Source organism: Dyella japonica, from assembly GCF_040545895.1.
GTDB classification, from domain to species: domain Bacteria; phylum Pseudomonadota; class Gammaproteobacteria; order Xanthomonadales; family Rhodanobacteraceae; genus Dyella; species Dyella japonica_D.
On record NZ_JBEPMU010000005.1, the window covers coordinates 497,683 to 524,497 of the forward strand.

Below are 26,815 nucleotides of genomic sequence, written 5' to 3' on the forward strand. Positions count from 1 at the left end.
GGCGCCCGAACCGGTTAGTGGAGAGGCATACCGAGTGGCACGCGCCGCTCCATCACGTTGCACCTGAAACCACATCCATCGATTCGATGGGGTGTCACAACTGAGGGCTACATCATGGCTACGACCGCCGTCGACATGCGGGGATCGCTCGACACCGGCCACCGCCGCGTCATCCTGGCTTCCAGCCTGGGCACCGTGTTCGAGTGGTACGACTTCTACCTCTACGGATCGCTCGCCGCGCTCATCGGCAAGCACTTCTTCACCGGATTGAACGAAACGAGCCAATTCATCTTCGCGCTGCTCGCGTTCGCAGCAGGCTTTGCGGTGCGTCCGTTCGGCGCCATCGTGTTTGGCCGTCTGGGCGATTTGATCGGCCGCAAGTACACCTTCCTCATCACCATCGTCATCATGGGCCTGTCGACCTTCCTGGTCGGCGTGCTGCCCGAGTACACCACCATCGGCGTGGCGGCACCGACCATCCTCATCGCATTGCGCCTGTTGCAGGGCCTTGCACTGGGTGGCGAGTACGGCGGCGCCGCGACCTACGTGGCCGAGCACGCGCCGCAGGGCAAGCGCGGCCTGTACACCAGCTTCATCCAGATCACGGCGACATTCGGCCTGTTCCTTTCGCTGCTGGTCATCCTGGGCACGCGACTTGGCCTGGGCACGGAAGCGTTCGAATCCTGGGGCTGGCGTATTCCGTTCTGGGTCTCGGCGATCCTGCTGATCGTGTCGGTGTACATCCGCATGCAACTGCACGAGTCGCCGGTGTTCCAGCAGATGAAGGCCGAGGGCAAGCACTCCAAGGCGCCGCTGACCGAAGCGTTCGGCCAGTGGAAGAACCTCAAGCTGGTGATACTCGCGCTGCTCGGCGCCACGGCTGGCCAGGCGGTGGTGTGGTACACGGGCCAGTTCTATGCGTTGTACTTCCTCACCCAGAGTCTGAAGATCGACGGCACCACGGCCAACCTGCTGATTGCCGCGGCATTGGCCATCGGCACGCCGTTCTTCGTATTGTTTGGATGGCTATCCGATCGCATCGGCCGCAAGACCATCGTGCTCGCCGGTTGCCTGCTCGCCGCGCTCACCTACTTCCCGATCTTCAAGGGCCTCACGCATTTCGGCAATCCGGCCATCGAGACGGCAGCGGCAACCTCACCGGTGAAGGTGGTCGCCGACCCCAACGGCTGCAGCTTCCAGTTCGATCCGGTGGGCAAGGCGAAATTCACCAGCTCGTGCGACGTGGCCAAGAGCGCCCTCGCGAAGAAGGGCATTCCGTATTCCAACGTGGCGGCCGAGCCCGGCAGCATCGCCGAAGTGAAGATCGGTGATCGCACCATCAGCTCGTTTGAAGGAGCGGCACTGGACGGCAAGGCGTTTGGCGACCAGAGCAAGGCGTTCGGTGCGCAACTCACGGGTGCACTCAAGGAGGCCGGTTATCCCGAGAAGGCCAATCCGGCGCAAAGCAACTACCCGATGCTGATCGTGCTGCTCGCCATCCTCGTGTTCTACGTGACCATGGTGTATGGCCCCATCGCCGCTTGGCTGGTGGAGATGTTCCCCACGCGCATCCGCTACACCTCGATGAGCCTGCCGTATCACATCGGCAACGGCTGGTTCGGCGGCTTCGTACCGACCATCGGCTTCATGCTGGTGGCGTGGAAGGGCGATATCTACTACGGCCTGTGGTATCCGATCATCGTGGCCATCGCCACGTTCTTCATCGGCCTGCTGTTCCTGCGTGAAACCAAGGATGTCGATATCCGCGGCTGATTACCTGCCTGGCGACAACGAAAAGGCGCGACGGGCAACCGTCGCGCCTTTCTCACGCACTCGCATCAGACGCTGCGTATCACGCCGACGATGGCCAGAAGCACCACCGCGCCGATCAACGCATGCAGCACGCTGTTGACGAACGGGCTGGCCATCGCGAAATGCACGCCCAGCCTTGGAAGCAACCATCCCGCGAAGAACGCGCCGATGATGCCCACCACGATGTTGCCGATCAGCCCGAAACCAAAGCCGCGCACGATCAGCCCGGCGAGCCAGCCGGCGATGGCGCCGATCAACAGGAAAACGAGCAGGCCCTCAGTGGTCATTGCATTCTCCTTGCCGCGCAACGGTGGACGAAAGTATCCACAGCCCCGCGTCGCATGGGTGTGACGCAAGAACCTTCCTTCAGCGTCGAGACGGCGACGTCGCCGAAACGTGCATGCCAACGCGGTCACGGGTGACAGCACGGTGCCGCTCTACTATGGTCGCGGCCATGGCGATGCACGGCACCTGGGAGGGAGCCGCATGCCCGACATCGAACGCACAAGGGATACCCGGCAACCCACGATTCGCCGCCGCTGGCGACGCATGCTGGGCTGGACCGCGCTGGTGCTCGATCACCTCAAGCCGGTGCGCGTGTCGCTGCTCATCGTGGCTGTCGCGGTGGTCGTGGCCATTGGCGTCGACCAGGCCGCCGAACTTTTTCTTATCGCCTTGTGGACCGACCCCAGCGAAGCGCGCTACGTGGCCTTGCTGCTCAGCAGCGCGTTGGCGGGTCTGGCGATGTGGCATGCGGCGCGCAACGCGTACCGCTTGCGCTATCCGCGCTGGCCCGCGCTCCAGGACGAACGCGCCGCCCTTCTGCGCGACTGGCTGCCCCGCCTGCTCGGCGCCTCGGTGCCCATGCTGGTGTGCCTGGGCTACGTGCTCGCGCTGACCAAACTGCCCCATGGGCCCTGCGGCATCACCGAGCACTGTGTACAACGTAGCTGGCGTGCGCTCGGTCTGGTCGTGGAGTCGGCGGTCCTCATCGTGTTCTTTGTCACTCGCCGCCGGCTGTGGAGCGCGCTGTCACGCCGCGTGCCGCGCGTGAGCACGCCGCATGCACGGCCCCGCGACGAGAAGCGCGTGTGGCGCGTGCGCGACCTCGGCAGGTTTGCGATAGTCATGTACATCAGTGTGGTGACGCTCAATGTGCTCGCTACCGTGCTGATCGCCTTCGTGCCCGAACTGCTCGATGGCATGGGCCCCTTGGCCATCCTGCTCATCGCGGCCACCTTTCTCTGCTACAGCGGCAGCTTGCTGTGCATGGTCGGCGACCGGCGCGGCGTGCCCTTGCTCACGATCATGCTGCTGCTCAGTGCCTCGCTGCATTGGCTGCATCTCAACGACAACCACAAGGTGCGGCAGTACGCGGGCATGAGCACGCACGAGCACCCCGCGTTGCAGCCAGCCGACACGCGGCCTTCGTTCGATGCCTATGTGGATGCGTGGCTTGCGGACCGCTGCGTGGGTCACCACCCGTGCCCGGTGATCCTCGTGGCGGCGGAGGGTGGCGGCATTCGCGGTGCGGCGTGGTCGGCGCTGGTGCTCAGCCGTCTCACCGCCGTCACGCAGCAAGGTCAGCCGTCGAACGTTGGGCCACTGTTTGCCCGCTATCTGTTCGGCGCGAGCGGCGTTTCAGGGGGAAGCCTGGGTTTGGCCGTCTATGTGAGTTCGCTGGCGCAGCCGCAACCAGTGGACGCATCCACGCTGGAAGCGCGTGCGCAGCGCATGCTCAGCCACGATTTCCTCGCACCCACCTTGGCCAACACGTTCTTTGTCGACTTCACGCAGCGCTGGCTGCCGGGTGCGTGGCTCGACGATCGTGCGCGCGCTCTGACGCGAGCCTGGGAATCGGCAGCGCGCAAGGAAGGTATGCCGGCGTTCGATGAACCGTTCTCCGCACTCTATGGGCAGGCAGGCACGCTGCCGTCGACGCGACTGCCAGCGTTGTTCCTCAACAGCACCACGGTGGCCGACGGCAAGCGTTTCATCCAGCATCCGTTCCAGCCGGTTGCCACGCCGCAACGACAACCGTGGACGGCGGGACTGGATGGCTCGAGCTGGCTTGATCCGCGCGTACCGCTGAGCGAAGTGGTGCTCAACAGCGCGCGCTTCACCTATGTGAGCCCGGCCGGCACGCTGGAGACGCATCTGGCCAATCCGCCCGTGCCCGATCGCATGCAACTTGTCGATGGCGGTTACTTCGAAAACTCCGGCACCACCACGCTGCTCGAACTCCTGCGGCTGTTGCGCGGCAAGGCGAAACAGCAAGGCTTGTCGCTGCGCTTCATCGTGATCCATATCAGCAATGATCCGCTAATGACCGACTTCATCGAGCAACACGACGCCAGCCATCCGATGCCGTTCTATTCCGCCGCATGCCCCTCGGTACCCGGCGTGGTGCATGAACCGGTGAGTGGCGAAGCCATTGCGCCGTTGAATGCGCTGCTCGATACGCGCAGCGCACGCGGCGAGTACGCACGCGTGCAACTGCTCAACACGCTTCGGCCCAACGAGGCGGACCCCGCGCGCGGCGACTTGCTGTGGCACTTCCGCCTGTGCCCAGGCAATTATCCCATTCCGTTGGGCTGGACCATCTCCACGCCGGTCTTCACCGAACTCGGCCGGCAACTGGACCTCTACCCGCTGCAGACGATGGGCAAGGCCCTGCAGGCGCAGCTCGCACCAAACGCGCAGTGACGCAGGCCGAGGTGTCGCGTCGGCTGAGACATGGCCGGTGCACACTGTCGGCATGGCTGAATCCTTTCTCCCACCGCAGGCCCTCAAAGGCCGGGGCGCGGCTTCCAATCCGGAAGGACGCTTCGAGTCGATCCGTCATCACGCGGAAGACGACGGCTGGCAAAGCCTGTTGCTCGACGAGCAAGCGCCGCGCCCTCGCACCGAGGTGACGGAAGAACGCGCACGCAGCGTCATCACACGCAACGATTCGCCGGACGTCCATTTCAACCAGGCGCTCAATCCCTACCGCGGGTGCGAGCATGGTTGCATCTATTGCTTCGCGCGCCCCTCGCACAGCTACCTCAATCTTTCGCCCGGCCTCGATTTCGAAACGAAGCTACGTGCCAAGAGCAATCTCGCCGAAGTGTTGCGCCACGAGCTGGCGCGGCCTTCGTACACGGTGAGTCCGATCAACATCGGCAGCAATACCGATCCTTATCAACCCATCGAGCGTCGCTGGAAGCTCACGCGCGCGGCGCTGGAGGTGCTGGCCGAGTGTCGTCATCCATGCACCATCGTCACCAAGAACGCGATGGTGGAGCGCGACATCGACATCCTTGCGCCGATGGCGCGCGAGAACCTGGTGCAGGTATTCGTGTCGATCAACTCGCTGGACAATCATCTCGCCGCGAAACTCGAACCACGCGCCAGCGCGCCGCATCGGCGCATCAAGGCCGTGCGAACGTTGCACGAGGCAGGCATACCGGTAGGCGTGCTGGTGGCTCCTATCATCCCCGCGCTCAACGACAGCGACATGGAAGCCGTGCTGGAACAAGCCGCTGACGCCGGCGCCACGTGCGCGGGCTTCACCACGCTGCGCCTGCCGTACGAATTGAAGGCCTTGTTTCGCGAATGGCTGGCGTTGCACGTGCCGCAACGCGCGGCGCACGTGATGAGCCTGATGCAGCAGATGCACGGCGGCCGTGACTACGACAGCGACTTCAGCACGCGCATGCGCGGGCAGGGCGTGTTCGCCGAACCCATCCGTCGCCGTTTCGACGTCGCGTGCCGCAAGCATGGCTTTGGTCGCACCCGCGAGCTGTCGCTCGACACCACCAAGTTCGTTCCGCCTCGCAAGCCGTCGCCGCAGGGGCAACTGTTCTGAGCGTCGCTGAGTTTCTGGGGCCGCGTCATGAGTTAGGTTCCACCACAGGTCGATTTATCAGGTTTCGTCGCTCAGAGTGTTTCCAGAAAAGCCCTCAGGTTCGCCCGTTCTTCCGCGCTCAAGTTCAGCGGTTCACCAGCCTGGAGGCTTCGGTAGTAGATCTCGCGATCGATAGCATCTTCCAGCGTCGGTACGCTGCCATCGTGCATGTAAGGCGCTGTATTCGCGACACCCCGAAGCGACGGTGTACGGAACAGACCGATGTCTGCCGGTTCGCGCGTCACATTGAAGCGCCCAAGTTGCGCTTCATCAGGATGCGTCGCCAGGCGATCACCGATGGCTGAACCTTTCAGCGACGACTTCACAACCTCCTGGGTCAGCATCGAAAGACTGGGCGCAATGTCATCAAGGCCGACGCCTGTGCGATGAAACTTCTCGTCTGTCAGCGCGGCGGGCTTGCCGCTCAACAAGTGGCATTGAGAGCACCCGGCCTTACCCGCGAAAAGTGTCAGGCCCAGCACGGCGCGGGTATCGAGTGCCATACGGTCCCCCTGCGTCACATAGCGGTCGTATGCACTGGGTTCTGCACTAAGCGAACGGACATAGTCAGCCAAGACGATTCCGATATCTTCGCCTTCTATGTTCTGGCGATGAAAGATATGCTCAAAGCGCTCTCGGTATTCAACATTACCCTGAACGCGCTGGAGCAATTCGCCTCGATCACGCAACCCCATTTCGACGGGATTGGTCATCGGATCAAGCACGGCCTCTTCCAGTTGCCTGCGCCGACCGTCCCAGAAGAACGAGGCATTCGTGTCCATTGAATCCAGCGCAGAGAGGCTCGGTGTATTTCGTGATCCCGTCCTTCCACCGACCCCAACAGCAACCTGCTTGCCGTCGGTATAGGCAAGCGAAGGAATGTGGCACGAAGCGCATTTGATGTTGTTGTCGGCGCTCAAGTGTGGGTCGCTGAAAAGCCTGCGGCCCAGGTCAATGCGCTCCCTTTGGAGCGCTGCATCGGCGTTACCGTATGGCTGAGAACATCCGAGAAGGGCTAGCGTGAGCCACGCCCAAGCCGACCGCCTTAGGATCAACCGTATTCCGTTGGCGCTAGAGCGCATGTCAAACACAGGGTGGTTTACATCGCGACGAATCGAACGGCCGCACCGCTGGCTTTCAGCGACTCCTTCACTGTCGCCTCTTCGCTGCGCTCGCTCACCACGAGCACGACAATCCCTTTAAGTGAGTCGGCCTTAACTTGCTTGGCTAAGTCGGCGATGAATGCTGTTGTCTGTTTGCCATCGGCACCGCCAAGGATCAGCATGCCGCCAGGCATCAAGATGGGGCCGATGCTGTGCACGACCGAATCGATCTCATTTTCGCGACGATCATTGGCGGCAATGCTCTCGCCAGCCGGAATAACGTAGATGTAAGGATGCATGCCGACATCCTTACCGTGCAGCTTGCCTTGCTCCGCGAGGTAACTGCCCCAGGTGTTTTCATCTGCCGTGGCTGCAGGCTTTTGAAGTTTGGCTTCCGGGCTGGTATTGGCAGACGTTGTCTCTGTGGCAGACGGGTGGTTGCATCCTGCTAGCGCAACAAGCAATGCGCCCATACCCATCCAATGAACGATCCGATTCATATGTTCTCCTGAGACACGGGGCAATCCATTTCAGTGTGTAATCCTGAGGTGATCGCATCGCCAGCGAGTGCGAACGGCATCACATTGTCTTCGTCTGGATCACTTTAGTGATATTGACAACTAAAAACGTGTCACTCAATAGTGCGCGATAGGGGAGTCCGCTCCCAGGGGAAGTGATATAGACAATTAGCCAGCCGATCCGAAGGAACGGCGATAAGGGCGTGCGTATGGACTCGCAGGGCTGTGTGTGGATGGCGCGTGCTCGCGCCATGGCGTGTGATGGCATGCGCGGGGCGGTCTGGTTGAAGCATTCGGCCATCCCATTTCGCGTGGCGCTCGTCCTACTGGCGCTGCTCTGCTGGAACGTCGCCGCCCTGGCGCAGTCCAGCAATTACGCCTACGACGCCAACGGTCGTCTTGTGGGTGTGACACAGAACGATAACGCCGCGCAGTACAGTTACGACGCCAACGGTAACCTGTTGCAGATTAGCTCGGCAGGGCCCGGGCAGCTCGCCATCTTCTCCTTCATGCCGACGCATGGCGCGGCGGGTACGCAAGTGGTCGTCTCCGGCAAGGGCTTTGCGAGCACACCGGCGAGCAACGCGGTCACCTTTAGCGGCGCAGGGGCCACGGTCCTCTCTGCTTCCGCGAATCAACTGGTCGTTACCGTTCCCAACGGTGCCAGCACCGGCCCGATCAGTGTCACCGCAGGCATGCAGACGGCAGCCAGCTCGTCGCCGTTCGTCATCGACAATACCGGATTGCCACCAGTCATCACGCAAATAAGCCCCAACGTAGCGACAGCGGGTTCGACCCTGACGACTACCGGCACACATCTTTATCCAGTGACTGGCGAGACGACAGTTCAGATTGGTGGTCAGCAGATGTCGCTGTCCGGTGCGCTGGATACCCGGCTGCAATCGGCAGTGCCGGCTAACGGCTCCAGTGGCTACGTAGCGGTGCAAACGCCGTATGGCAAGGCGAGAAGTCTCGCGCCGGTCATCGTGGTTCCTCCGAGCATCAATCCAGCGAATGTGGTGAGCACCGGTTACGTTTCGACCGCCGGGCAGACGGCAAGTCTCAATATTCCCGCAGCCAACCAGATCGGAGCTGTACTGTTCGACGGAACGATCGGCAGTTGGCTCAGCTTGCAAGCCGGTGCCATTACAACGACCTCCAGCGCGATCAACTTCACCGTATACGCGCCGGGCAATGTGGTGATGCAGACGGGTAGCATCTCCTCGACGGCACCGAGCATCCATCTGGCACAGCTGCCTGCCAATGGCACTTACTTGGTGACGTTCACGCCCACCACGGCGGCGGCACAGATGACGCTGAGCCTGGAAGCTAATTCCGTGCTCGCTGCGGGGCAGCCGCTGAACGTGGTGACACCTGGCGGATGGCAGAACAAGCGATTCCTGATCAATACGCTCGTTGGGCAGGATCTGGAGTTGACGCTCAATAACGTCACCGTCGGAACAACGCTCTATCCGAGTCTCACTGCCTATGTGTACAACGCAGTAGGCACGCAGGTCGCAAAGTTCACGTGCAATTCGAATAACCCAGGGGGCAGCTGCCTGCAACATTTTTGGCAGACAGCGGGTGGGATGTATACGGTGATCGTCGTGCCAGGCAGTGCCGCGACAATGAGCTTCAATGCCGTGCTCCAGCGGGACAGTGTGTCGCCCCTTTCTCCCAACAGTGCGCAGGCCGTTGCTCTTCCTGCAGGTCAGGTCCAGCGCTTCACCTTCACTGGACAAGCTGGACAGTTCCTTGCCATCCAAGCTAACGCAAGCACCACGCCCGCTGCTGGTGGAGTGGGTGTGACATATCAAGTCTATCGCCCTGATGCTGGGCCTATCACAAGTGCCACGACGGTATTTGCGTCCTTCGATACGGCAAACGTCGCCGTACTGAACTTACCCGCACTCCCCGTCAGCGGCACCTATACCATCGTTGCGACGGCGGACTACGGCCTTGCCGCCACGGGACAAGTGCAGTTGTATCCAAGCACGACGGGTGGAATTACCACCAATGGGGCAGCTACCAAGCTAACCGCGAACGGGTCGGGGCAGAGCGTGTACTTCACGTTTACTGCAACGCAGGGTGAGGACCTTGAACTCACTCTCAACCAGCTGACAGTCGCCGGAAATAGCAGCGTCAACGTCTACGTCTACAACTCGGCGGGTGGACAGGTGACCTATACAACCTGCTATGTGTCGAGCCCGGCCGGCAGCTGCATATTGAATCTGTGGGGCATGTGGGCCGGAACCTATACCGTTTTTGTGTCTCAGACGCAGGGCGGCCCCATGAGTTTCAACGTGCTGCTGCAGGATGTCATCAAAGGCGGGTCTTTGCAGGTAGGCACGCCGCAAGCCATCAATCTCGGTGCAGGCCAAGCTGAACGTTATACGTTCAATGCCAATGCGGGCGACACGCTCGCGGTGAACCTGTCCAACCTCGCGACGATACCTGGAAACCAGCCGGTAGCGATAAATGTCTATCTGCCGGACGGTGGCGGAGCAATCTATGCATCTACGCGCACTGACAGCGTTCCCACAGTTAATCTGCCCAATCTGCCGGTTTCTGGCACTTATTCCATCGTAGTCATACCTTTCTACGGCTTGCCTATGACGGGGCAAGTCGCCGTATTGCCGGGACTCGCCGGCAACCTGGTAGCCGGCGATCAGCCGACGTCGTTCGCCTCCAGTGCGTCAGGTCAGATCGTCTATATGACCTTTACTGCGCAGCAGGACGATGACCTGGAGCTATTGATCACGCACATGTCGGTCACCGCAGCCAGCTACGCAATGGCGACCTTCAATATCGTTGATTCGAACGGAAACAACATCACCAGTGCCAACTGCTCGGCCCAGAAGACTTCAGACGGCACCGAACTACCAAGTTGCGAGATACACCTCTGGCATTTGCAGGCCGGCACCTATCGCATCACTGCCAGCCTCTACTCCCTGACCGGTATCCAGAGTTTCAGTGCGCAGCTGCAACGCGATGTGCTTGGACCGGACCTCACTTCAGGTAATCCGGTAACCGTCAACAACTCCATAGGTCAGGTAGAACGCTTTACCTTCAGCGCGAACGCGGGCGACACAGTGGCGCTGCAGTTGGCCAACGTATCTACCACGCCAACGGTGACCAACCGAGGGGTCACGTTCTACGTCTATCAACCGCCGTCTGCGATTTCTCGGTTCAGCAATGTCTATGCGTCGACCGACGTCATGGGGACGTCGACGTTCAATCTCCGGAACCTACCGTTCAGCGGCAAATACACCGTCATCATGGTGCCGGACATGTATACGCCCGCAACCGCACAGCTAAGACTGTACGGAGGGTCCGTAGGAGCCTTGCCTAACACGGGTGCGCAACAGAGCGTCACTACCAATGTATCGGGACAGGCTTCCTATCTCACATTTGCAGCCCAGGCAGGCGACAACCTGGAGCTAGCGTTGAACGGTGTCACTATCTCGGGCGGAGGTAGCGCCATTGCCAGCGTCAACGTATACAACGCTGCCGGCTCTCAAATCACATCGTTCAATTGCGCCCAAAGTAATCCCAATGGAAGCTGCATGCAGCCGCTGTGGAATTTGGCAGCAGGCACCTACACGGCCATTGTGTCGCCCTATTCCGGTTCGAACGGCGGCACCCTGAAGTTCAATGCTTCACTTCAGCCGGACATTGTGGGACCACCGCTCACAGTTCCGGGCTATCAAGGATTCCTTCTGAACGCAGGTCAGGTGGAACGTGTAACGTTCAGCGGTCGTGCGGGAGACACGGTCAAGTTCCTGGTCCAGAACGAATCGACCTGGCCCACCGGTTACGGCGTGACCTTGGCTTTCTACCGTCCGGACATAGGCGCCTTCTCCCAAACCGCCGCAAGTTTTGCCTCCTATCTGGTGACGAGCAGTCTGCAGAACATCACTTTGCCCGTGCTGCCGGTCAGTGGCACATACACCATGGTGGTAATGCCTCAGTACGGCTTACAGGGCAATGCCCAGGTGAGCTTGGTGTCTGATGCATCGACGGTACCCGTGTATGGCACGCCAACGTTTAGTAACAACGGCACGCCGATAACGCAAACGGCATCTGCTGCAGGTCAGAACGTCACCATGACGTTTAACGCTAACGACGGCGATAACTTGCAGCTGACCTTCAGCGGCATCAACGTGATTGGAGCCAGCACCAACGGCTTCCGCGTGGACGTCTACGACCCGTCAGGTAAGCAGGTGACTTGGGCCAACTGCTACGCCTCCAATCCCGGTGGCGCCTGTCGTTTCACACTGTGGAATCTGATTGCGGGTTCCTACAAGGTGGTCGCCTCCCCAAGCTGGGGTGGGACGATCAACTTCAACGCACAGATCATGCCGGACATTGTCGGGCCAGCTCTTGCAGCCAATACGCTGACGCCTGTCAGCCTACCGTTGGGCGGAGTAGAGCGTCTGACGTTCACAGCCAACGCGGGAGACAATATTTCATTGGCGCTATCGGGGGCATCAACGACGCCCGCGGGGCAGCCCGTTTCCGTGAACGTTTATCGACCGGACACCGGCTTCTTCGGAACGCCTTATGCCACTACATCCACCACAAGTGCGAGCGCCATCAATCTGGCCAACCTGCCGGCGAGTGGTACGTACACAGTAGTGGTTTATACGGCTTACGGTGAACCTGGCAGTGTCAACCTGAATTTCGTGCCAGCCAGCTTGCCGGCGTTGGTCAAGGACGCCGCAGCGCGGAGCGTAAGCACGGCTGCAGCCGGCCAAGCCGTATACACGACCTTCAATGCAGCCCGAGGCGACAATCTCGAACTCACGCTTGGCAATCTTCAGGGGAACGGTGGCGCATCGATCAGCGCCCAGATTCAAGTGCTTGGCCCGGCTGGTAACCAAGTGAGTTACGGGACTTGTTATTCCAGTTCGCGAGCCGGGAACTGTCACCTTTCATTGTGGAACCTGGCACCCGGCCAGTATTCGGTGCTGATTACGCCACAGAGTACGGTACAGATGAGTTTTGCCATGCAATTGCTGACGGATATCACCGGACCGGCGCTGGCGTTTAACGCGCCGACTCCCGTGAGCCTGGCATTCGGTCAGGTAGAGCGCGTGACGTTTAGCGCAAATGCCGGGGATACGGTTGCGCTGAACCTCGCATCGGTAAGCACCGTGCCGAGCGGAGGAACTGTTACCGCGACGATTTATAGGCCAGATTCGGGTATTCCGCTTACCAGCTTTAACAACGGACAGGTATCTACCGGCGGTTCCACCGTGCTTAACCTGCCCGACCTGTTTGAGAGTGGGACCTATACCGTAGTCCTCTCCAGTGACAATGCCGAACCAGCCCAAGCCACATTGACGCTGCTGCCCGGTATTACAGGCACGGTTGCTGTCGGAGCGATGTCACCAACCTATGGGACGAGCATAGGCGGACAGAACACCTATCTGACCTTCAGCGCCAACCGTGGGGATAATCTGGAGTTCAGTCTGCTCAACAACACGGGATCCGTTGCTGCGACGGTTTACGACAAAAATCACGTGCAAGTGGGGACCCTCAGTTGCAGCTCAGGCAGCAAGGGAGCGAGCTGTGTCAACGGACTCTGGAACTTGGCGGGTGGCGACTATTCGATAGTTGTCACCAGTTCGTATGGCTACAGTTTCAATGTCCTCATCAAACCTGACACTCTCGAGCCGCCAATTACTCTGAATGTGCCGTTGCCCATTAGCCTGAGTCAGGGCGAAACGCAGCGCTATACGTTCAACGCGAACCTGGGCGACAACCTGGCCCTCACCTTGTCCAACGTCGTGTCAAATCCGTCAGGCCAAGGTCTATGTGCCGACGTATATCGCCCCGATAACTATCCAAGGGCTTCGGGCTACTATGGTAATGAGTACGTTGAAATATGCAGCAGCAACGGACCTACCGTGAACATGACGAATATGCCGGTGGGTGGCACTTACACGGTCATTCTCACGGCACAACCTTCCGGTGTTCCCGTCACAGGCACGATGACTCTGGGCAATGGCCTGCAAGGATCACTTGTCGCTGATGGTCCCTCCCAGAGTTTCACGGCGCAGCAAACCAACGAGAAGTACAACATCACCCTGCATACAAACCCTGGTGACAATCTTGAGCTAGCTTTCAACAGCGTCAACGTGCCTCAGAACACGTTCACGAGCGCGATTGCCATACAGCTGTACGACCCGGCAGGAAGACAGGTTTACTACTCGGGCACATGCGGCGGGGCCGTGTGCATGTTCCCCCTATGGAATGCGTCTGGCGGTGACTATAAGGCAGTGGTCTCGCCCGGTTTTAACGGAGCCATGACTTTCAACGCCCAGCTTGTATCTGACGTGGTCGGTCCGCTGCTCGATAGCGCAAAACCCACACTGTTCTCGATTCCTCAGGGTCACATCGAACGATTCACCTTCAACGCTGCAGCGGGTCAGAATATTGCTCTTACCCTATCGTCGATACAGATAACTCCAGCGAACCAAACGATTTACATGAGCGTCTATCGCCCGGATGCAGGCGCCATCCTCACGGATGGGAGTGGCAGCGCCAGCAACGGCAACTACTACGCACAGTTGTCGACATCCAATGGTGGCACCCTAAACATGCCATCGATGCCGGTCAGTGGTACGTACACGGTGCTTGCGTATGCGACATATGGTGTGCCTTTCTCTGGCCAGCTTGCTTTGAACCCGGCATTCAACCCCACGCTTGTCGCTGATGGCGATGGCCAGACAATGGCTCTGACAACCGGTGCGCGTACCTATCTGAGTTTGGGTAGCAGTCCAGGTGACAATCTGGAGTTGACGCTCGACAACATGGTCGCCAGCGGAGGAAGCAACGGTCTGGTCTCGATCGGCATCTACGATGCGAGTGGGAAGAACGTCAGCAATTTCAACTGTAGTGCTCAAACTCCCGGCGCGAGCTGCAATCTCCCCTTGTGGAATCTTGCGGGCGGAACGTATGGCGTGGCGATCTCCGGGTCTGCCACTGGCACGGTGCAAGTGCGGGCCAAGCTCAAGCGTGACGTGATGGGCGGGCTGCTTACTAGCGGCAACCCCATCCTTTTTGGTCCCACCACCACACCGGTCGAACGCTTCATGTTCAATGCCAATGCTGGCGACAATCTCGCACTACAGCTTGCCAATATCACGACGAGCCCCAACGGGCAGCCGGTATCGATCTACGTGTATCGGCCGGATGTCGGCACGATCACACCGGCCAACGCGTATGCACAGACAAGCTCGAGTGACTCCAGCACGTTGAGCCTGCCGAACTTGCCGGTGAGCGGCACGTATACCGTGATCGTGATTCAGAACGGCGGCTTGCCGTCGGCTGCATCGCTGAGTTTGTCACCGCAGTAATCAATGCTGGGGGCCGCCGCACGGGGCATAGTGCGATGGCCCATGGTGAACACCGGAGTCGTGGCAGCGCGTGTGACGCCGATAGCAGATGTTGGAGCCGTGGATGAAGTCGGTGATACCGACACACGGCATCGCATGGATCAAGGGAGTGGGCAATGGGTATTAAGGGGAAGGGGCTGGGCGTAGCTCACGTGGTCGGCTTGCTGGGCGTCAGCGCGTTGACTGCTCTCGCGCTGGCCATGCCATCAGCCAATGCTCCGGAGCGTATTCAAAGCGCCGGGCATGAGCTGTTCATTCCTGCCGGTGCGAATATCGTACGAGCTACCTTGCCCGATGGTCGCAGCATGGAACTTCGCGGCGACGAAGGCGTGATCTATCTGGGCAGCGGCTCCAACCGCCAGAAGATCACGCTACCCGAGCGCCGGCGCTTCACCTCCATAACCGTCATGCCTGGCGGTCAGGTGCTGCTATGGGGTGGCATCGACGATCAAGGAAGGGTGCTCGGCGATGGCGACTGGCTCAACCCCGTCACCGGTCAGCTGATCCATGCCAATGGTCTGGGCTTGCCGGCGCGCGCGGGACATACCCTGTCGGTGCTCAGCGACGGTCGGCTAGTGCTCGCCGGTGGCTGGACGGATAAAGGCGACCTAGCGGACACCGTGACGCTCTGGCAAGACACGCCGCGCAAGCTCGTCGATCTTCCGGTCGGCACAACGCATGCGTCGCGCATCGGTGGCAGCACGACGTTGACCGCGGATGGCTCGCTGCTGCTGCAAGGCGGTGTGGATAACTTCGGGCATCCCGTTGTCGATTCCACGCGGCTCGATCCCTCAGCATCTCGTATGGTCGATGTCAGTTATGCGCATGACGGACACATCAATGTTGGAATCGCGGCAAGCTTCCCCGCCAAGAACAGCACCGATGCATCCATCCACGGTCCGCTCTCACTACGCTTTACATCACCGGTCGATGTGAAACAGCTTGCGAACGGCACTGTCACGCTACTTGGGCCGGAAGGCACAGTGTCGGCGCGCGTAGTGGGTACAGAAGGCGGTCGCCTCGCCTTCGTGCAATTGCCAGACGACCTTTACCCGGCATCGCAATACACCCTGTTCGTCAAAGGACTGCATACGACCGACGGCATAGAGTTGCCGTTCGAAGCGATTGGCTTCAAGACAGCCAAGGCTGGCGATGCGAGTGTGGTTATTTCCGGTTCGGGCGAGCGTCCCGCGCCTGCCATGCCGCAAACCGACGCAGGCTTACCGGCCATGCAGATCATGGCCGGTGCCGGCCGTGAGGAATGCAAGGACGACCAGGTCTGTCGCCAGCACAGCTATATCAAAGACGGTGCGTGGTTCCCCGGACGCAACAACATCCCGGACTTCACCGGTGGCCACTGGCGTCTCTATACGTCCAACCAGATCTTGCCCGACACGCGCGCCATGGAAGCCTTGCTGCCCAAGGGCGCGACGGCACTCGTGGGTCAGGTCAGGCAGATTGATGAATCGCCTGTCGCAAATGTGGAAATAAGTATCGGTGATCGTAAAGTGCGCACCGATGCCCGCGGTGTCTTTGTGCTTGCCGACATTCCCCGAGGTCGACAGGATCTTTTCGTCGATGGCGGTAGTGCGAGCCATGATGCGGTGAACTATGGCCGCTTTCTGGTGGGTGCCGACATCAAGGCGCACACCGTCTCGCACATGCCGTATGTGATGTACTTGCCCCGCGTGCTGCCGCGCGACGAGGTCGCATTGCCATCACCCACGACGCAGGAAGTGGTGATCCATCACCCCGACATGCCTGGCCTTGAACTGCACGTGCCGGCCGGCGCGGTGTTCAAGGATAAGGACGGCCATGTGCTCACGCATATAGCGATCGTTCCCACGCCGGTGGACCACGCACCGTTCCCGCTACCCGCCAACTTCCCGATGTACTTCACCATCCAGCCGGGTGATGCGGTGGTGCAGGGGCTTACTCCAGAGGCTGCCAAAGGTATCCGCGTGGTGTACCCCAACTACAGCGGCGCAAAGCCCACATCATCGGGCGACTTCTGGGTTTACAACACGAAGGAAGGCTGGCAGATGTATGGCCAGGGGCATGTCACGACCGACGCCAGGCATCTTGCACCGGACCCCGGCGTGGCGTTGACGATGGCGCTCGGTGCGGGCGCATCGGAGAACAATACAAATCCTCCGACTTCGCAAAAGCCAAACAATTGCTCCACGGGCGAACCCATCGACCTGCAGACGGGCATCTTGTTCCACGAGTGGAATGATTTGGCCATTCGCGACATTGTTCCTTTGGTTCTGACACGTGCCTATTCGTCCGCGGACATCAGTTCACATGCCTTTGGTATAGGCGGCAATGCCAACTTCGGCATGCATCTCTACAGCAGCAGCAATGGCAGCACCTTCACCTCAAGTACTCTGGTACTTCCCTGCGGCGAGGCCATTAACTTCAACCTTGTAAGTGGCTCCGCGACTTGGCCCTTCCCGGCGGGCACGCTCTGGCAACACACGGCGACACGTTCCGCGTACTACGGCGCCACCATGCAGTTTCAGTTCGACACGACGGCTATCGGCGCGCACTGGCTCGTGACACTGAAAGATGGAACGCAAATGGCGTTCACCCGTCACATACCCAACTCGCTCTCGTGGATCCAGGACCGCTACGGTAACCAGGTCCAGTTCAATTACAACGGTGGGCTCATGACCCAGATGGTGTCGCCCAGCGGACGCACTATCAACTTCAACTACGACAGCAGCAACCGGGTAACGAGCGCAACAGACAACTCAGGCCGCACAGTAGGGTACGCATACAACACTGCCGGTAGCCTCGCCACGGTGACGTACCCTGACCAAACCACCGAGCAGTACACCTACGACGCCAACCACCGCATGCTCACCATGCAGGATCGGCGCGGTACGGTATGGGTCACCAATCAGTACGACGCTAATGGCCGAACCACGAAACAGACCTACGCGGATAACACCAGCAATCAGTTTGCCTACAATCTTGATGCCAACAAGAAAGTCACCTCGACGATCGTCACGGATCCGAACGGCCATCAGCAACAGATCGTTTTCGATCCGACCAGTGGCTATCCGTCGAGTGTCACCGCCGCTTACGGTACGTCGCTGGCCCAGACAACAACTTTTGTGCGTGAAGCATCCGGGTTGGTGGATTCCGCAACCGACGCGCTGGGCCGCACAACGTCTTATACCTATGACAGTCTGGGCAACGTGCTGACCGTGACGAAGCTGGCCGGCACTGCCAACGCGGTGACCACGCAGTTTACGTACACGTCCGACTATGCTCAGCTGGCGTCGATCAGAGATCCATTGGGTCATGTCACGCAGCTCAGCTACACCAGCGGGTGCCTCACGAAGGTCACCAACCCCTTGGGGAACGCCACTACGCTTCAGTGCAATGCCTTCGGTCAGCCCGTGGCAGCCAAAGACGCCATGGGCAATACTTCGCTCTTCGCGTACCAAGGTTATGACTTGCAAAGCGTGACCGATCCCCTGAATCGAACCGTGAGCTTTGCCGTCGACAACTTGGGGCGCCGTATCGCCGTACGTGATCCCATGGCGAACGTGGCGCTGACGCAGTACGACGTCAACGATCGCGTCACGTCAGTGATCGATGCGCTAAACCAGACCACGTCGATCACCTATGACGGCAATGGCAATGCAACGAGTGTCACGCTACCCAACCAGGGCGTGATAAATCTCGTTTATGACGGTCGTAACAGAGCAAGCACACGGACGGACGCGCTGAAGCAGAGCGAGTCCTGGACGTACGATGGCATCGGTCACGTTCTCACCCACACCGACCGAAAAGGTCAAACGACCGATTACAGTTACGACGCGCTCAATCGCCGCACGCTCGTTGCCTACGCTGACGGGTCCGGCACGCAAGCGAGCTATGACGCAGGAAACCGCGTGACCAGTCTGATGGATTCGGCTGCCGGCGCGACCAATTGGACTTTCGATGGTCTGGATCGATTGACGAGCGAGGCGAGCGCGCAGGGGAGCGTTAGTTACACCTACGACGCCGCGGGCCGACGTACAAGCATGACGCCAGCTGCTCAAGCGATCGTCAACTACGCCTATGACGATGCCAATCGACTCAGCACAATCACCCAGGGTACGGAGTCCGTGCAGTTTGCGTATGACACGGACAACCGCCGGACCACGCTCACGCTGCCCAACGGGATTGTTGCCAGCTATGGCTACGATCAGGCCAGCCAGCTCACTAGCTTGAAGTACGTTCAGGCGAACGGGACGGTAGTGGGTGACCTGAGCTATGGCTACGACAGCGACGGTCATCGCGTAAGTAAGGGCGGTAGCTTCGCGACCGATACGTTGCCAACTCCCAGTACGCAGCCGGCTGTAGTGGATCTCAATGGACGAAAGACGAACTTTAACGGTCAAACGTTGAGCTACGACGCCAACGGCAATCTGACGAGCGATGGCACGAACACGTACACGTGGAACGCCCGAAATCAGCTCGTGCAGATCAGCCAAGCTGGCGCGGCTCAGTTGAACTATGGTTACGACGCACTGGGGCGCCGTATCAGCAAAGCAGTACAAGGAGGTGCTCCCGTTCAATATCTCTACGACGGGGCAAACGCGATACAGGAAGTCCAAGGGAGCATCATCAATCCCGTTCTTACAGGACTTGGTATTGACGAGCGCTTCGCTCGCAACGACGTAACAGGGCGCACTTACTTCGTAACAGATGCAATCGGTAGCACGGTGGGATTGACGGATCAAACAGGCTCCATCAGAGAGCAATACAGTTACGACCCCTATGGCAACGCGACGCTCAGCGATACATCAACCGGTTTCACCAATCCCTACCAGTACACTGGTCGTGAGGCTGATTCGCCGGGGCTCTCCTACTACCGCGCCCGCTATTACAGCCCAGCGATGGGCGGGTTTATTAGTGAAGATCCGCTCGGGTTTGGTGGTGGGCAGAACAGCTTCTATGCCTACGCTCATAGCAATCCAGTGCAACGCACCGATCCCATGGGGTTGGACGATACTGTCTGCATGTATAACTCAAGCATGTGTGGAATGCAGGGCAATGTTCCACCTGAGGACTCCTTCGTCTTTATTTCGGTGGAGCATCCTATTGGCGACGGCGGCAATATTTCCTCTGGCCAGGGCGAGGGGGTGCTGATTTTAGGCAGTAGCCAATCGGAAGGTTTCTACATCGCGGGAATAGCAGCAGCTGGCGTTCAAGTTGGTACTGACGCCATCAATTATTCGAGTTTCACAGGAACTGAGTATGCGGATGGCATGTTTAAGCCCATAACACTCAACGAAGGCAACGTTGGTGAGTCAGTTGTAAAAATAGGTGGACTGAGCGGCGGTCTTGGTGATTACGCTGTTACTGATCCTTGTACGGGTAAGAAAGAGGTTGGCGTCTATGCGCATGTTTCTTTCATCATTAAAGGTCATCACATCGCCATTGGCGTCGGAAGCTCCGCCGCCAACCCGCAATAGTGCTTGACCATTTGACTCCCTCTTTGGTGAATAAATATGAGTACTGTAGGGATCGTTGTTTTCGGCTCTTTCAGCCGAGAACAAAACTGGTTCTTTCTTCTTTTCGGCATCATCTGCCTGATCGGAGGGATAAGGGCCGTAGTAACCCGTAAAGCGCGGACGAGGAGCAGAGGTGGTCACGTAAGTCATTACGCAGGTAAAGAAGCGGTCATTCGAGGCGCTATAGGGATTCTGATTGGAGCGGCTGCTATAGCCTTCAGTGCAGTCAATCTAATCTGAGTCATCGAAGACTACTATGCCCATGTGGGTCGCTATCTGCTGCGTAGCGTTGATTCATTGGGTCTTAGGCGGAAGGAGCGGTAAGGTGTGTTGATGCCGTTATTTAAGCGATTGCTTGGAACCATCAGATTACTTGTTTTTGGGCTGCTCAGAACGCAAAACGGTGCTCAGGCAAAACGGGGTCGGCAAAACGGGGTCAGGTTTACTTTCTCTGGAGGTTAAAGATTAGGCTGACACCGACAGCGTGGTGGGTTTTGGCTTCTATGGCTGCCTGCAACGCGTCCTTGCCGAGCGTGCGCTACTCGAGAAGGTCTGAGCACTTTTCCAGGTCACAGAAGGGTTGAAATCTTGATGAGCAAGGTTGCTTCGGTATTGGTGCTACCAAAACCTCCCAGTAAAATGCGGTCGCTTGGGCCCGTATGACTACTAGGTGCCGGAACTTGGTATCGACGGCATGGTCCGTTCCCGGACGAACTGAACACTTTTAGCTTCGTTATAAACTGCTGCTGCATCTACTGCTTCGCGCGCCCCTCACACAGCTACCTCAATCTTTCGCCCGGCCTCGATTTCGAAACCAAGCTGCGCGCCAAGAGCAATCTCGCCGAAGTGTTGCGCCACGAGCTGGCGCGGCCTTCGTACACGGTGAGTCCGATCAACATCGGCAGCAACACCGATCCGTACCAGCCTATCGAGCGTCGCTGGAAGCTCACGCGCGCGGCGCTGGAAGTGCTGGCCGAGTGTCGTCATCCATGCACCATCGTCACCAAGAATGCGATGGTGGAGCGCGACATCGACATCCTTGCGCCGATGGCGCGCGATAACCTCGTGCAGGTATTCGTGTCGATCAACTCGCTGGACAATCATCTCGCCGCGAAGCTCGAACCACGCGCCAGCGCGCCGCATCGGCGCATCAAGGCCGTGCGAACGTTGCACGAGGCAGGCATACCGGTGGGCGTGCTGGTGGCGCCCATCATCCCCGCGCTTAACGACAGCGACATGGAAGCCGTGCTGGAACAGGCGGCCGACGCCGGCGCCACCTGCGCGGGCTTCACCACGCTGCGCCTGCCGTACGAATTGAAGGCCTTGTTTCGCGAATGGCTGGCGCTGCACGTGCCGCAACGCGCGGCGCACGTGATGAGCCTGGTGCAACAGATGCACGGCGGCCGTGACTACGACAGCGACTTCAGCACGCGCATGCGCGGGCAGGGCGTGTTCGCTGAACTCATTCGTCGCCGTTTCGACATCGCCAGCCGCAAGCATGGCTTTGGTCGCACCCGCGAGTTGTCGCTCGACACCACGAAGTTCGTTCCGCCACGCAAGCCGTCGCCGCAGGGACAGTTGTTCTGACGCCCCCGGCCTTCAGCCGTTGGGCATGAAGGCATGTGGTCGTTCGCGCCAGGCGTGCCATCCGCGTGCGCCCACCCATGCCAGGATGGCGCAGACCACGAACCAGCCGGCCAGCACGGGCAGCGCGAACGATAGCGACGGTGTCCAGGGGTGAGAGCCCACCATGCTGTTGGGAACGAAGGAGTTGAGGCCGATGAGCAGGCTGATCGTGATCATCAGCGCGAACGTTGCCCAGGTCGACAACGGTCGCCCACCCAGCACGCACAGCACGCAGGCAACCAACGCTGCCACGCAGCCGACTTGTCCGGCAATGAGCGTCGCCACGCTGATCGCAGCGGGATGCGAAGGCAAGGTCAGCGCGAGCAGGCCGATCAGGGCGCATGCCTGCGCCACCAGCGGACGACACAAGGTGGTGACGAGCATGCAGTGCTTGGAGCTTGCGGCATCGCCCAAACCAGGAAGAAGCGCCAGCAGCGGCAATTCCGCGTTGGTCTTGCGCCAGCGTTGCTGAACCAGCATGAGGGTCGAGAACACCACGCCCATGCTGCCGAACATGGCGACCCAGCCGATGAGCAGCACGGCCAGCGGCCACAACGCATGGAGCGAGATCGTGTGCTTGTCGTTGTAGATGAGCAGCATCGTGGTGGCCGGCACACAGAAGATGAGCAGTCCCGGTAATAGTCCCTGCAGATGCCCCAGCAAGGTCCGCGGCAGATACCAGCCGCCGAGCGCGACGCGCATCGCGTTGCCGGGCTGTTGCGGGCCCGCATGGCGAAGATCGGGGTGCGGCTGCATCCAGTCCGGTCGCTGGCGCACCTGCGTGGTGCTGTCCACTCCATTCATGGCGCCGCCTGCCCATTGGCGGCTGCGGTACTGCAATACCATCGGGCCTGAAAAGCCCTGCTGATGCTGCGGCGCCGTGCGCACGATGCTGCGCCAGCGGAGCACGCACAGTGTCGCCAACACGGCGGCGAGCGTGCCGCCCCATGGCAGGAAACGTGGGTCGCCCACGTGGGGCAGGTCGTACTGCCGCGACAAGCTGCTGAACATCGCAGGCAGTACGCCCATGATCAACGACACATAGCGTGGCAGCAACGCGAAACACAGCCCTGCAAGCACGCACAACGCCGATACCAGCATCATCGGCGCCGTGTCGCTGCCGTGTACCTGTGCAATCAGCCACGTCGGCAGCAGACTGAGCGCCGCATAGAACAGCACGGACTGCACCGCGGCGCGTTGCATGCCGGGAACGCACAGCCAACGCGCGTCGATGGCAAGCAACGCGGCGCTGCATAGAAAGAACGCCCACATGTAGACGAGCGCGACGTCATAGGCACCGACCAGCATCCATGCCGGCTCACCCTTGTGGGAGAACGTGGCCAGCACGATGCCGCCGAGCATGCACAAGGCGACGACACACAAGGACAACCATCGCAACGGCGCGTGTGTCGCGCGCCAGGGCGCGAGCAGGATGGCTTGCGCGTTCATCCGGCGATCTCCACGAACAGATCCTCCAGGCCCAGCGCATCCACGCGCGCACCCGGCAGGTTGGCCGCTTCGGGCCACGTGCCGTCTTGGCGTCGCTCGATCACCACGCTCACGCTGCCGTCCGCGTGGCGACGCTGGCCCAGCGTCTTCGTGGGCGCCGCTGCCGACATGTGCGCCGGCAGCCACAGGCGCGCGAAGCGTTCCTTGGTCTCGTCGACGGCGCACTGCAACAGCAGCTTGCCTTCGTGGAGAAATGCGATGTCCGAGGCGACGCGCTCCAGGTCAGAGACGATGTGGGTGGAGAACAGTACCGTCGTGCCCGCTTCGCCCGCTCGCAACGCGATCTCGCGCAACAGATCGCGGCGGGCTACCGGGTCGAGCGCCGCGGCCGGCTCGTCGAGCACCAGCAATTCCGGTTGCGATGCAAGTGCGCGTATGAGATCGACGCGCTGTCGCTCACCTGGCGACAACTTGCCCAACACCTTGTTGGGAAGAATGTCCCAGTCCGACAGCATTCGTTTCGCGAAGGCAGCATCCCAGGTGGGATAGAAGCGGCCCACGTAATCGAACATCTGCTGTGCGGAGAGCCACGCCAGTGCTTCGGGCTGTTGCGGCACATAGGCAATGCGCGCCTTGGTGGCATCGGACAGCGCGAGCGCCGGTTCACCAAACAGCCATGCCTTGCCCGCGCGTGGCTTGAGCAGGCCGATCATCGCGCGGATCAGCGTGGACTTGCCCGCGCCGTTGCGGCCGATGAGGCCGAGCACGCTGCCGGTGGGCAGCGACAGATCGATGCCGGCGAGCACCGGACCGTCGTCGTAGCCGTGCGTGAGTCCTTGGACCGCCAACGGTGCGTCAGTGCCATCGATGGTGGATTGCAGTACCGCATTCATCGAACTATCCCTCGCTGTCAGATGCATGTTCAAACAAAGTGTCTGCTCAGTCCCCGAGCAGGCGCCCCAACCGGCGCAGCACGGCATCGGCTGGCAGCTCCAGTTCGCGCACGTGGCGCGACAATTCCAGAAGTTGCGGTTCCAGCAGCGCCATGCGCTGGGTTTGCGTGGCGGTGCTGCGCGTGGTGGCAGCCACCGCCATGCCCTTGCCGCGCAGGCGTTCCAGCAGGCCTTCGGTTTCGGCCATGCCGTAGGCGCGCGAGACCGTCATCGGGTTGATGGCGTGAAAACCGGCGACTTCGCGCACCGATGGCAGCAGTTCGCCGGCCACCAGCTGGCCACCGGCAATCAGTCGGCGCAGCTGCTCCACGATCTGCCGGTAGATCGGTTCGGCGGAGGTGGGTTGTATGGCGAACATCGAGGCATCCATGTGTATTAATACAACAATACACTTGGCCTCGATGCAATAGGCCGGACGGCAGGGCACAAAAAAACCGCCGATGCGGACATCGGCGGCTGGCCTGTTTCGGCTGCGATGGCGCTTAGTTCGACGCTGGCAGGTATTTCTGGAACCACATCAGCGCGCGCTGCAGCACGTCGCGTTGGTGGTCGGCATCCACGAAGTGATGCCCTTCGTTGGGATACACCACCAGCGACGTAGGTACGCCCTGCGCGCGCAGCGCATGCCAGTACTCGAACGATTGCGGTGCCGGGCATTCCGCATCGCGATCGCCCACCACGATGAGCGTGGGCGACTTGGTCTGCTTGATGAAGTTGATGGCCGAGCTCTTCGCGTACACCTGCGGATCGTCGTACACCGAGGCGCCGAAGAACGGAATCATCCACTGGTCGATCAGGTTCTGGCCGTAATAGCTCTGCCAGTTGGCGATGCCCGCGCCCGCCACCACGGCGCGGAAGCGCTGCGTCTGCGTGGGAATGAACATGCTCATGAAGCCGCCGTAGCTCCAGCCGGTGAGGCCCAGGCGCTTGTCGTCCACCGGCAGTTTCTTCTCGATGGTGTCGATGCCGGCGAGGATGTCGCGCAGGTCGCCGTGGCCGAAGTCCTTGCGGTTGGCCTGCACGTACGCCTCACCCTGGCCGAAGCTGCCGCGCGGGTTGGGCATGAACACGAAATAGCCCAGCGCGGAGAACGGCTCGCCGGCAAAACCCATGCGCGGCCAGCGCGGAATCACGGCGCTCGACGGGCCGCCGTGCACGGTGACGATCATCGGGTACTTCTTGTTCGCATCGTAATCGGCCGGATAAAGCAGCCAGCCCTGCACGCGGCGGCCTTCGTTGTCCCATTCCACCGACTCGGCCTTGCCCCAGCCCGGCTTCAGTGCGGCGTTGATGTGCGTGACGGCGGCCGGTGCGTTGCTGCCGAGCGCGCCCGCGTGCACTTCGGGCGCCTCGGTGTAGGAGCTCTGCACGTAGGCGATGCGCGAACGATCGGACGAAAGCGAGAGCGCCATCTCAGCCGTGCCATCGCCGATGGTGGCGGGCAGCGTGAACAGCACACGCTCCGGCTGCGCCGCGGTCTCATTGATGTTGTATTCGGCCACCTGGCTCTGGCCATTGGCGACCTGCGACACGAGCAGTTTCTGCGTACCGCTCCAGGTGAACCAGGCCGGCGTGACATGCGTGCCTGTCGTGAGGTTGGCCGGTTCGCCGCCGGTGGTGGGCACGGCGTACAGGTCACCGCCCGTCGAACCCTGGTCGCTCATCAGGCCGCCGATGAAGACGATGCGCTTGCCGTCCGGCGACCAGCGCGGCAAGGCCATCTGCAGGCCATGCAGCGAGCCCTTCACCGTGGCCGGATCGACGACGACCGAGGCCTTCGCATCGGCCTGCGCGTCCTGCACGTAAAGCTTGGCGACCCACCAGTTGTTGTCGCCCGGCGGCGGTGCGCCGGTGAACGCGATGCGCGCACTGTCGGGCGACCACGAAAATTCATAGGCGTAAGTAGCCGCAGGCGTGAGCAGGCGCACCGCACCGCCTTCGGCCGCGACGCTCGCCACGCGCTGCACTTCCAGCCCGTCCACGCCGATCTCGCCGGAAGCCGGCTTGGCCGCGTAGACCGCGCTGGCGCGACGCGTGCCATTGGGTACGTAGAGAAAGCCCAGCGACTTGCCGTCGGGCGACCAGCTCAGCCCCTGCGCCACGCCCGGCAGGGACGCCATGTGATGCGGCGTGTCACGCGATTGCGGGCCGACGATCAGCAGGTCTTTCTGCTTGCCGCCGCTGGCACAACTGGAGAGGAAAGCCAGATGCTGCGAATCGGGCGCCCAGGCGGGATCGCTCTCGTTGCAGTCGCCGGTCTTGGTGCCGCCAATGCGGTGCACGTCGCTGCCGTCGGCCTTGGCCACCTCGATCGCATCCTTGCCATCGGTGCGCACCACCCAGGCGAGCTGGTTTCCATCGGGCGAAAGCTGCGCGCTGGAGATGGCGCGCACCTTGCCCAGCTCGGTCAGCAAGTGGTCGATGCGCGGGTCCACGCCGGCAGCCTGGACGGAAGAAACGAAGCCCACCGCCAGGAATGGCAGCAGCAAACGGGCAGGGTGTTGCATGGCGGAACCTGTGACGCGGGGAAAGCGTCACGCTAACAGGCA

At 60.6% G+C, this 26,815-nt stretch carries 12 protein-coding genes and 1 pseudogene; 6 read left to right on the forward strand and 7 right to left on the reverse strand.

Annotated elements, in window-relative coordinates; all coding sequences use genetic code 11:
- Nucleotides 1–114: 114 nt before the first annotated feature.
- The gene (locus tag ABIC75_RS17960; RefSeq protein ID WP_354015260.1) at nucleotides 115–1,773 is read left to right on the forward strand and encodes an MFS transporter; all 1,659 of its coding nucleotides are present in this window, start codon (nucleotides 115–117) and stop codon (nucleotides 1,771–1,773) included.
- A 65-nt stretch (nucleotides 1,774–1,838) separates the two neighbouring features.
- On the opposite strand, the gene ABIC75_RS17965 is transcribed toward ABIC75_RS17960, so the two are convergent.
- On the reverse strand, nucleotides 1,839–2,099 hold the full coding sequence (locus ABIC75_RS17965; RefSeq protein WP_354015261.1) for a GlsB/YeaQ/YmgE family stress response membrane protein: 261 nt from the start codon (nucleotides 2,097–2,099) through the stop codon (nucleotides 1,839–1,841).
- A gap of 199 nt (nucleotides 2,100–2,298) precedes the next feature.
- Here ABIC75_RS17965 and ABIC75_RS17970 point away from each other — a divergent pair, with 199 nt between their 5' ends.
- Together ABIC75_RS17970 and ABIC75_RS17975 are read left to right on the forward strand one after the other, a co-directional pair.
- On the forward strand, nucleotides 2,299–4,518 hold the full coding sequence (locus tag ABIC75_RS17970) for a hypothetical protein (RefSeq protein WP_354015262.1): 2,220 nt from the start codon (nucleotides 2,299–2,301) through the stop codon (nucleotides 4,516–4,518).
- 52 nt (nucleotides 4,519–4,570) lie between these two features.
- On the forward strand, nucleotides 4,571–5,662 hold the full coding sequence (locus ABIC75_RS17975; protein ID WP_354015263.1) for a PA0069 family radical SAM protein: 1,092 nt from the start codon (nucleotides 4,571–4,573) through the stop codon (nucleotides 5,660–5,662).
- A 71-nt stretch (nucleotides 5,663–5,733) separates the two neighbouring features.
- On the opposite strand, the gene ABIC75_RS17980 is transcribed toward ABIC75_RS17975, so the two are convergent.
- Complete coding sequence (locus ABIC75_RS17980; RefSeq protein ID WP_354015264.1) at nucleotides 5,734–6,783, reverse strand: cytochrome-c peroxidase; 1,050 nt, start codon at nucleotides 6,781–6,783, stop codon at nucleotides 5,734–5,736.
- A 17-nt stretch (nucleotides 6,784–6,800) separates the two neighbouring features.
- Nucleotides 6,801–7,304: a hypothetical protein gene (locus tag ABIC75_RS17985; RefSeq protein ID WP_354015265.1), complete on the reverse strand. Its 504-nt coding sequence runs from the start codon at nucleotides 7,302–7,304 to the stop codon at nucleotides 6,801–6,803.
- 227 nt (nucleotides 7,305–7,531) lie between these two features.
- Between ABIC75_RS17985 and ABIC75_RS17990 the strand changes: the two genes are divergently transcribed.
- The 3 genes and pseudogenes from ABIC75_RS17990 to ABIC75_RS18000 form a co-directional block, all read left to right on the forward strand.
- The gene (locus tag ABIC75_RS17990; RefSeq protein WP_354015266.1) at nucleotides 7,532–14,686 is read left to right on the forward strand and encodes an IPT/TIG domain-containing protein; all 7,155 of its coding nucleotides are present in this window, start codon (nucleotides 7,532–7,534) and stop codon (nucleotides 14,684–14,686) included.
- Nucleotides 14,687–14,841: 155 nt separating this feature from the next.
- Nucleotides 14,842–20,199 carry an RHS repeat-associated core domain-containing protein gene (locus tag ABIC75_RS17995; protein WP_354015267.1) on the forward strand — a complete coding sequence of 1,786 codons (5,358 nt, stop codon included), beginning with the start codon at nucleotides 14,842–14,844 and terminating at the stop codon, nucleotides 20,197–20,199.
- A gap of 786 nt (nucleotides 20,200–20,985) precedes the next feature.
- Nucleotides 20,986–21,825, forward strand: a pseudogene (locus ABIC75_RS18000) (PA0069 family radical SAM protein); the annotation flags it as partial.
- A 12-nt stretch (nucleotides 21,826–21,837) separates the two neighbouring features.
- Here the strand turns inward: ABIC75_RS18000 and ABIC75_RS18005 are convergent.
- The 4 genes from ABIC75_RS18005 to ABIC75_RS18020 all read right to left on the reverse strand — a co-directional run bounded on the left by ABIC75_RS18005 (nucleotide 21,838) and on the right by ABIC75_RS18020 (nucleotide 26,773).
- Entirely contained in the window at nucleotides 21,838–23,313 is a 1,476-nt protein-coding gene (locus ABIC75_RS18005; protein ID WP_354015268.1) for a hypothetical protein, read from the reverse strand.
- Nucleotides 23,310–24,206: an ABC transporter ATP-binding protein gene (locus ABIC75_RS18010; protein WP_354015269.1), complete on the reverse strand. Its 897-nt coding sequence runs from the start codon at nucleotides 24,204–24,206 to the stop codon at nucleotides 23,310–23,312. Before ABIC75_RS18010 ends, ABIC75_RS18005 begins: the two co-directional genes overlap by 4 nt.
- 46 nt (nucleotides 24,207–24,252) lie before the next feature.
- The gene (locus tag ABIC75_RS18015) at nucleotides 24,253–24,636 is read right to left on the reverse strand and encodes a GntR family transcriptional regulator (RefSeq protein WP_354015270.1); all 384 of its coding nucleotides are present in this window, start codon (nucleotides 24,634–24,636) and stop codon (nucleotides 24,253–24,255) included.
- A gap of 112 nt (nucleotides 24,637–24,748) precedes the next feature.
- Nucleotides 24,749–26,773 (reverse strand): S9 family peptidase, encoded by a 2,025-nt coding sequence (locus tag ABIC75_RS18020; RefSeq protein WP_354015271.1) that lies wholly within the window; start codon nucleotides 26,771–26,773, stop codon nucleotides 24,749–24,751.
- Nucleotides 26,774–26,815: the final 42 nt, after the last annotated feature.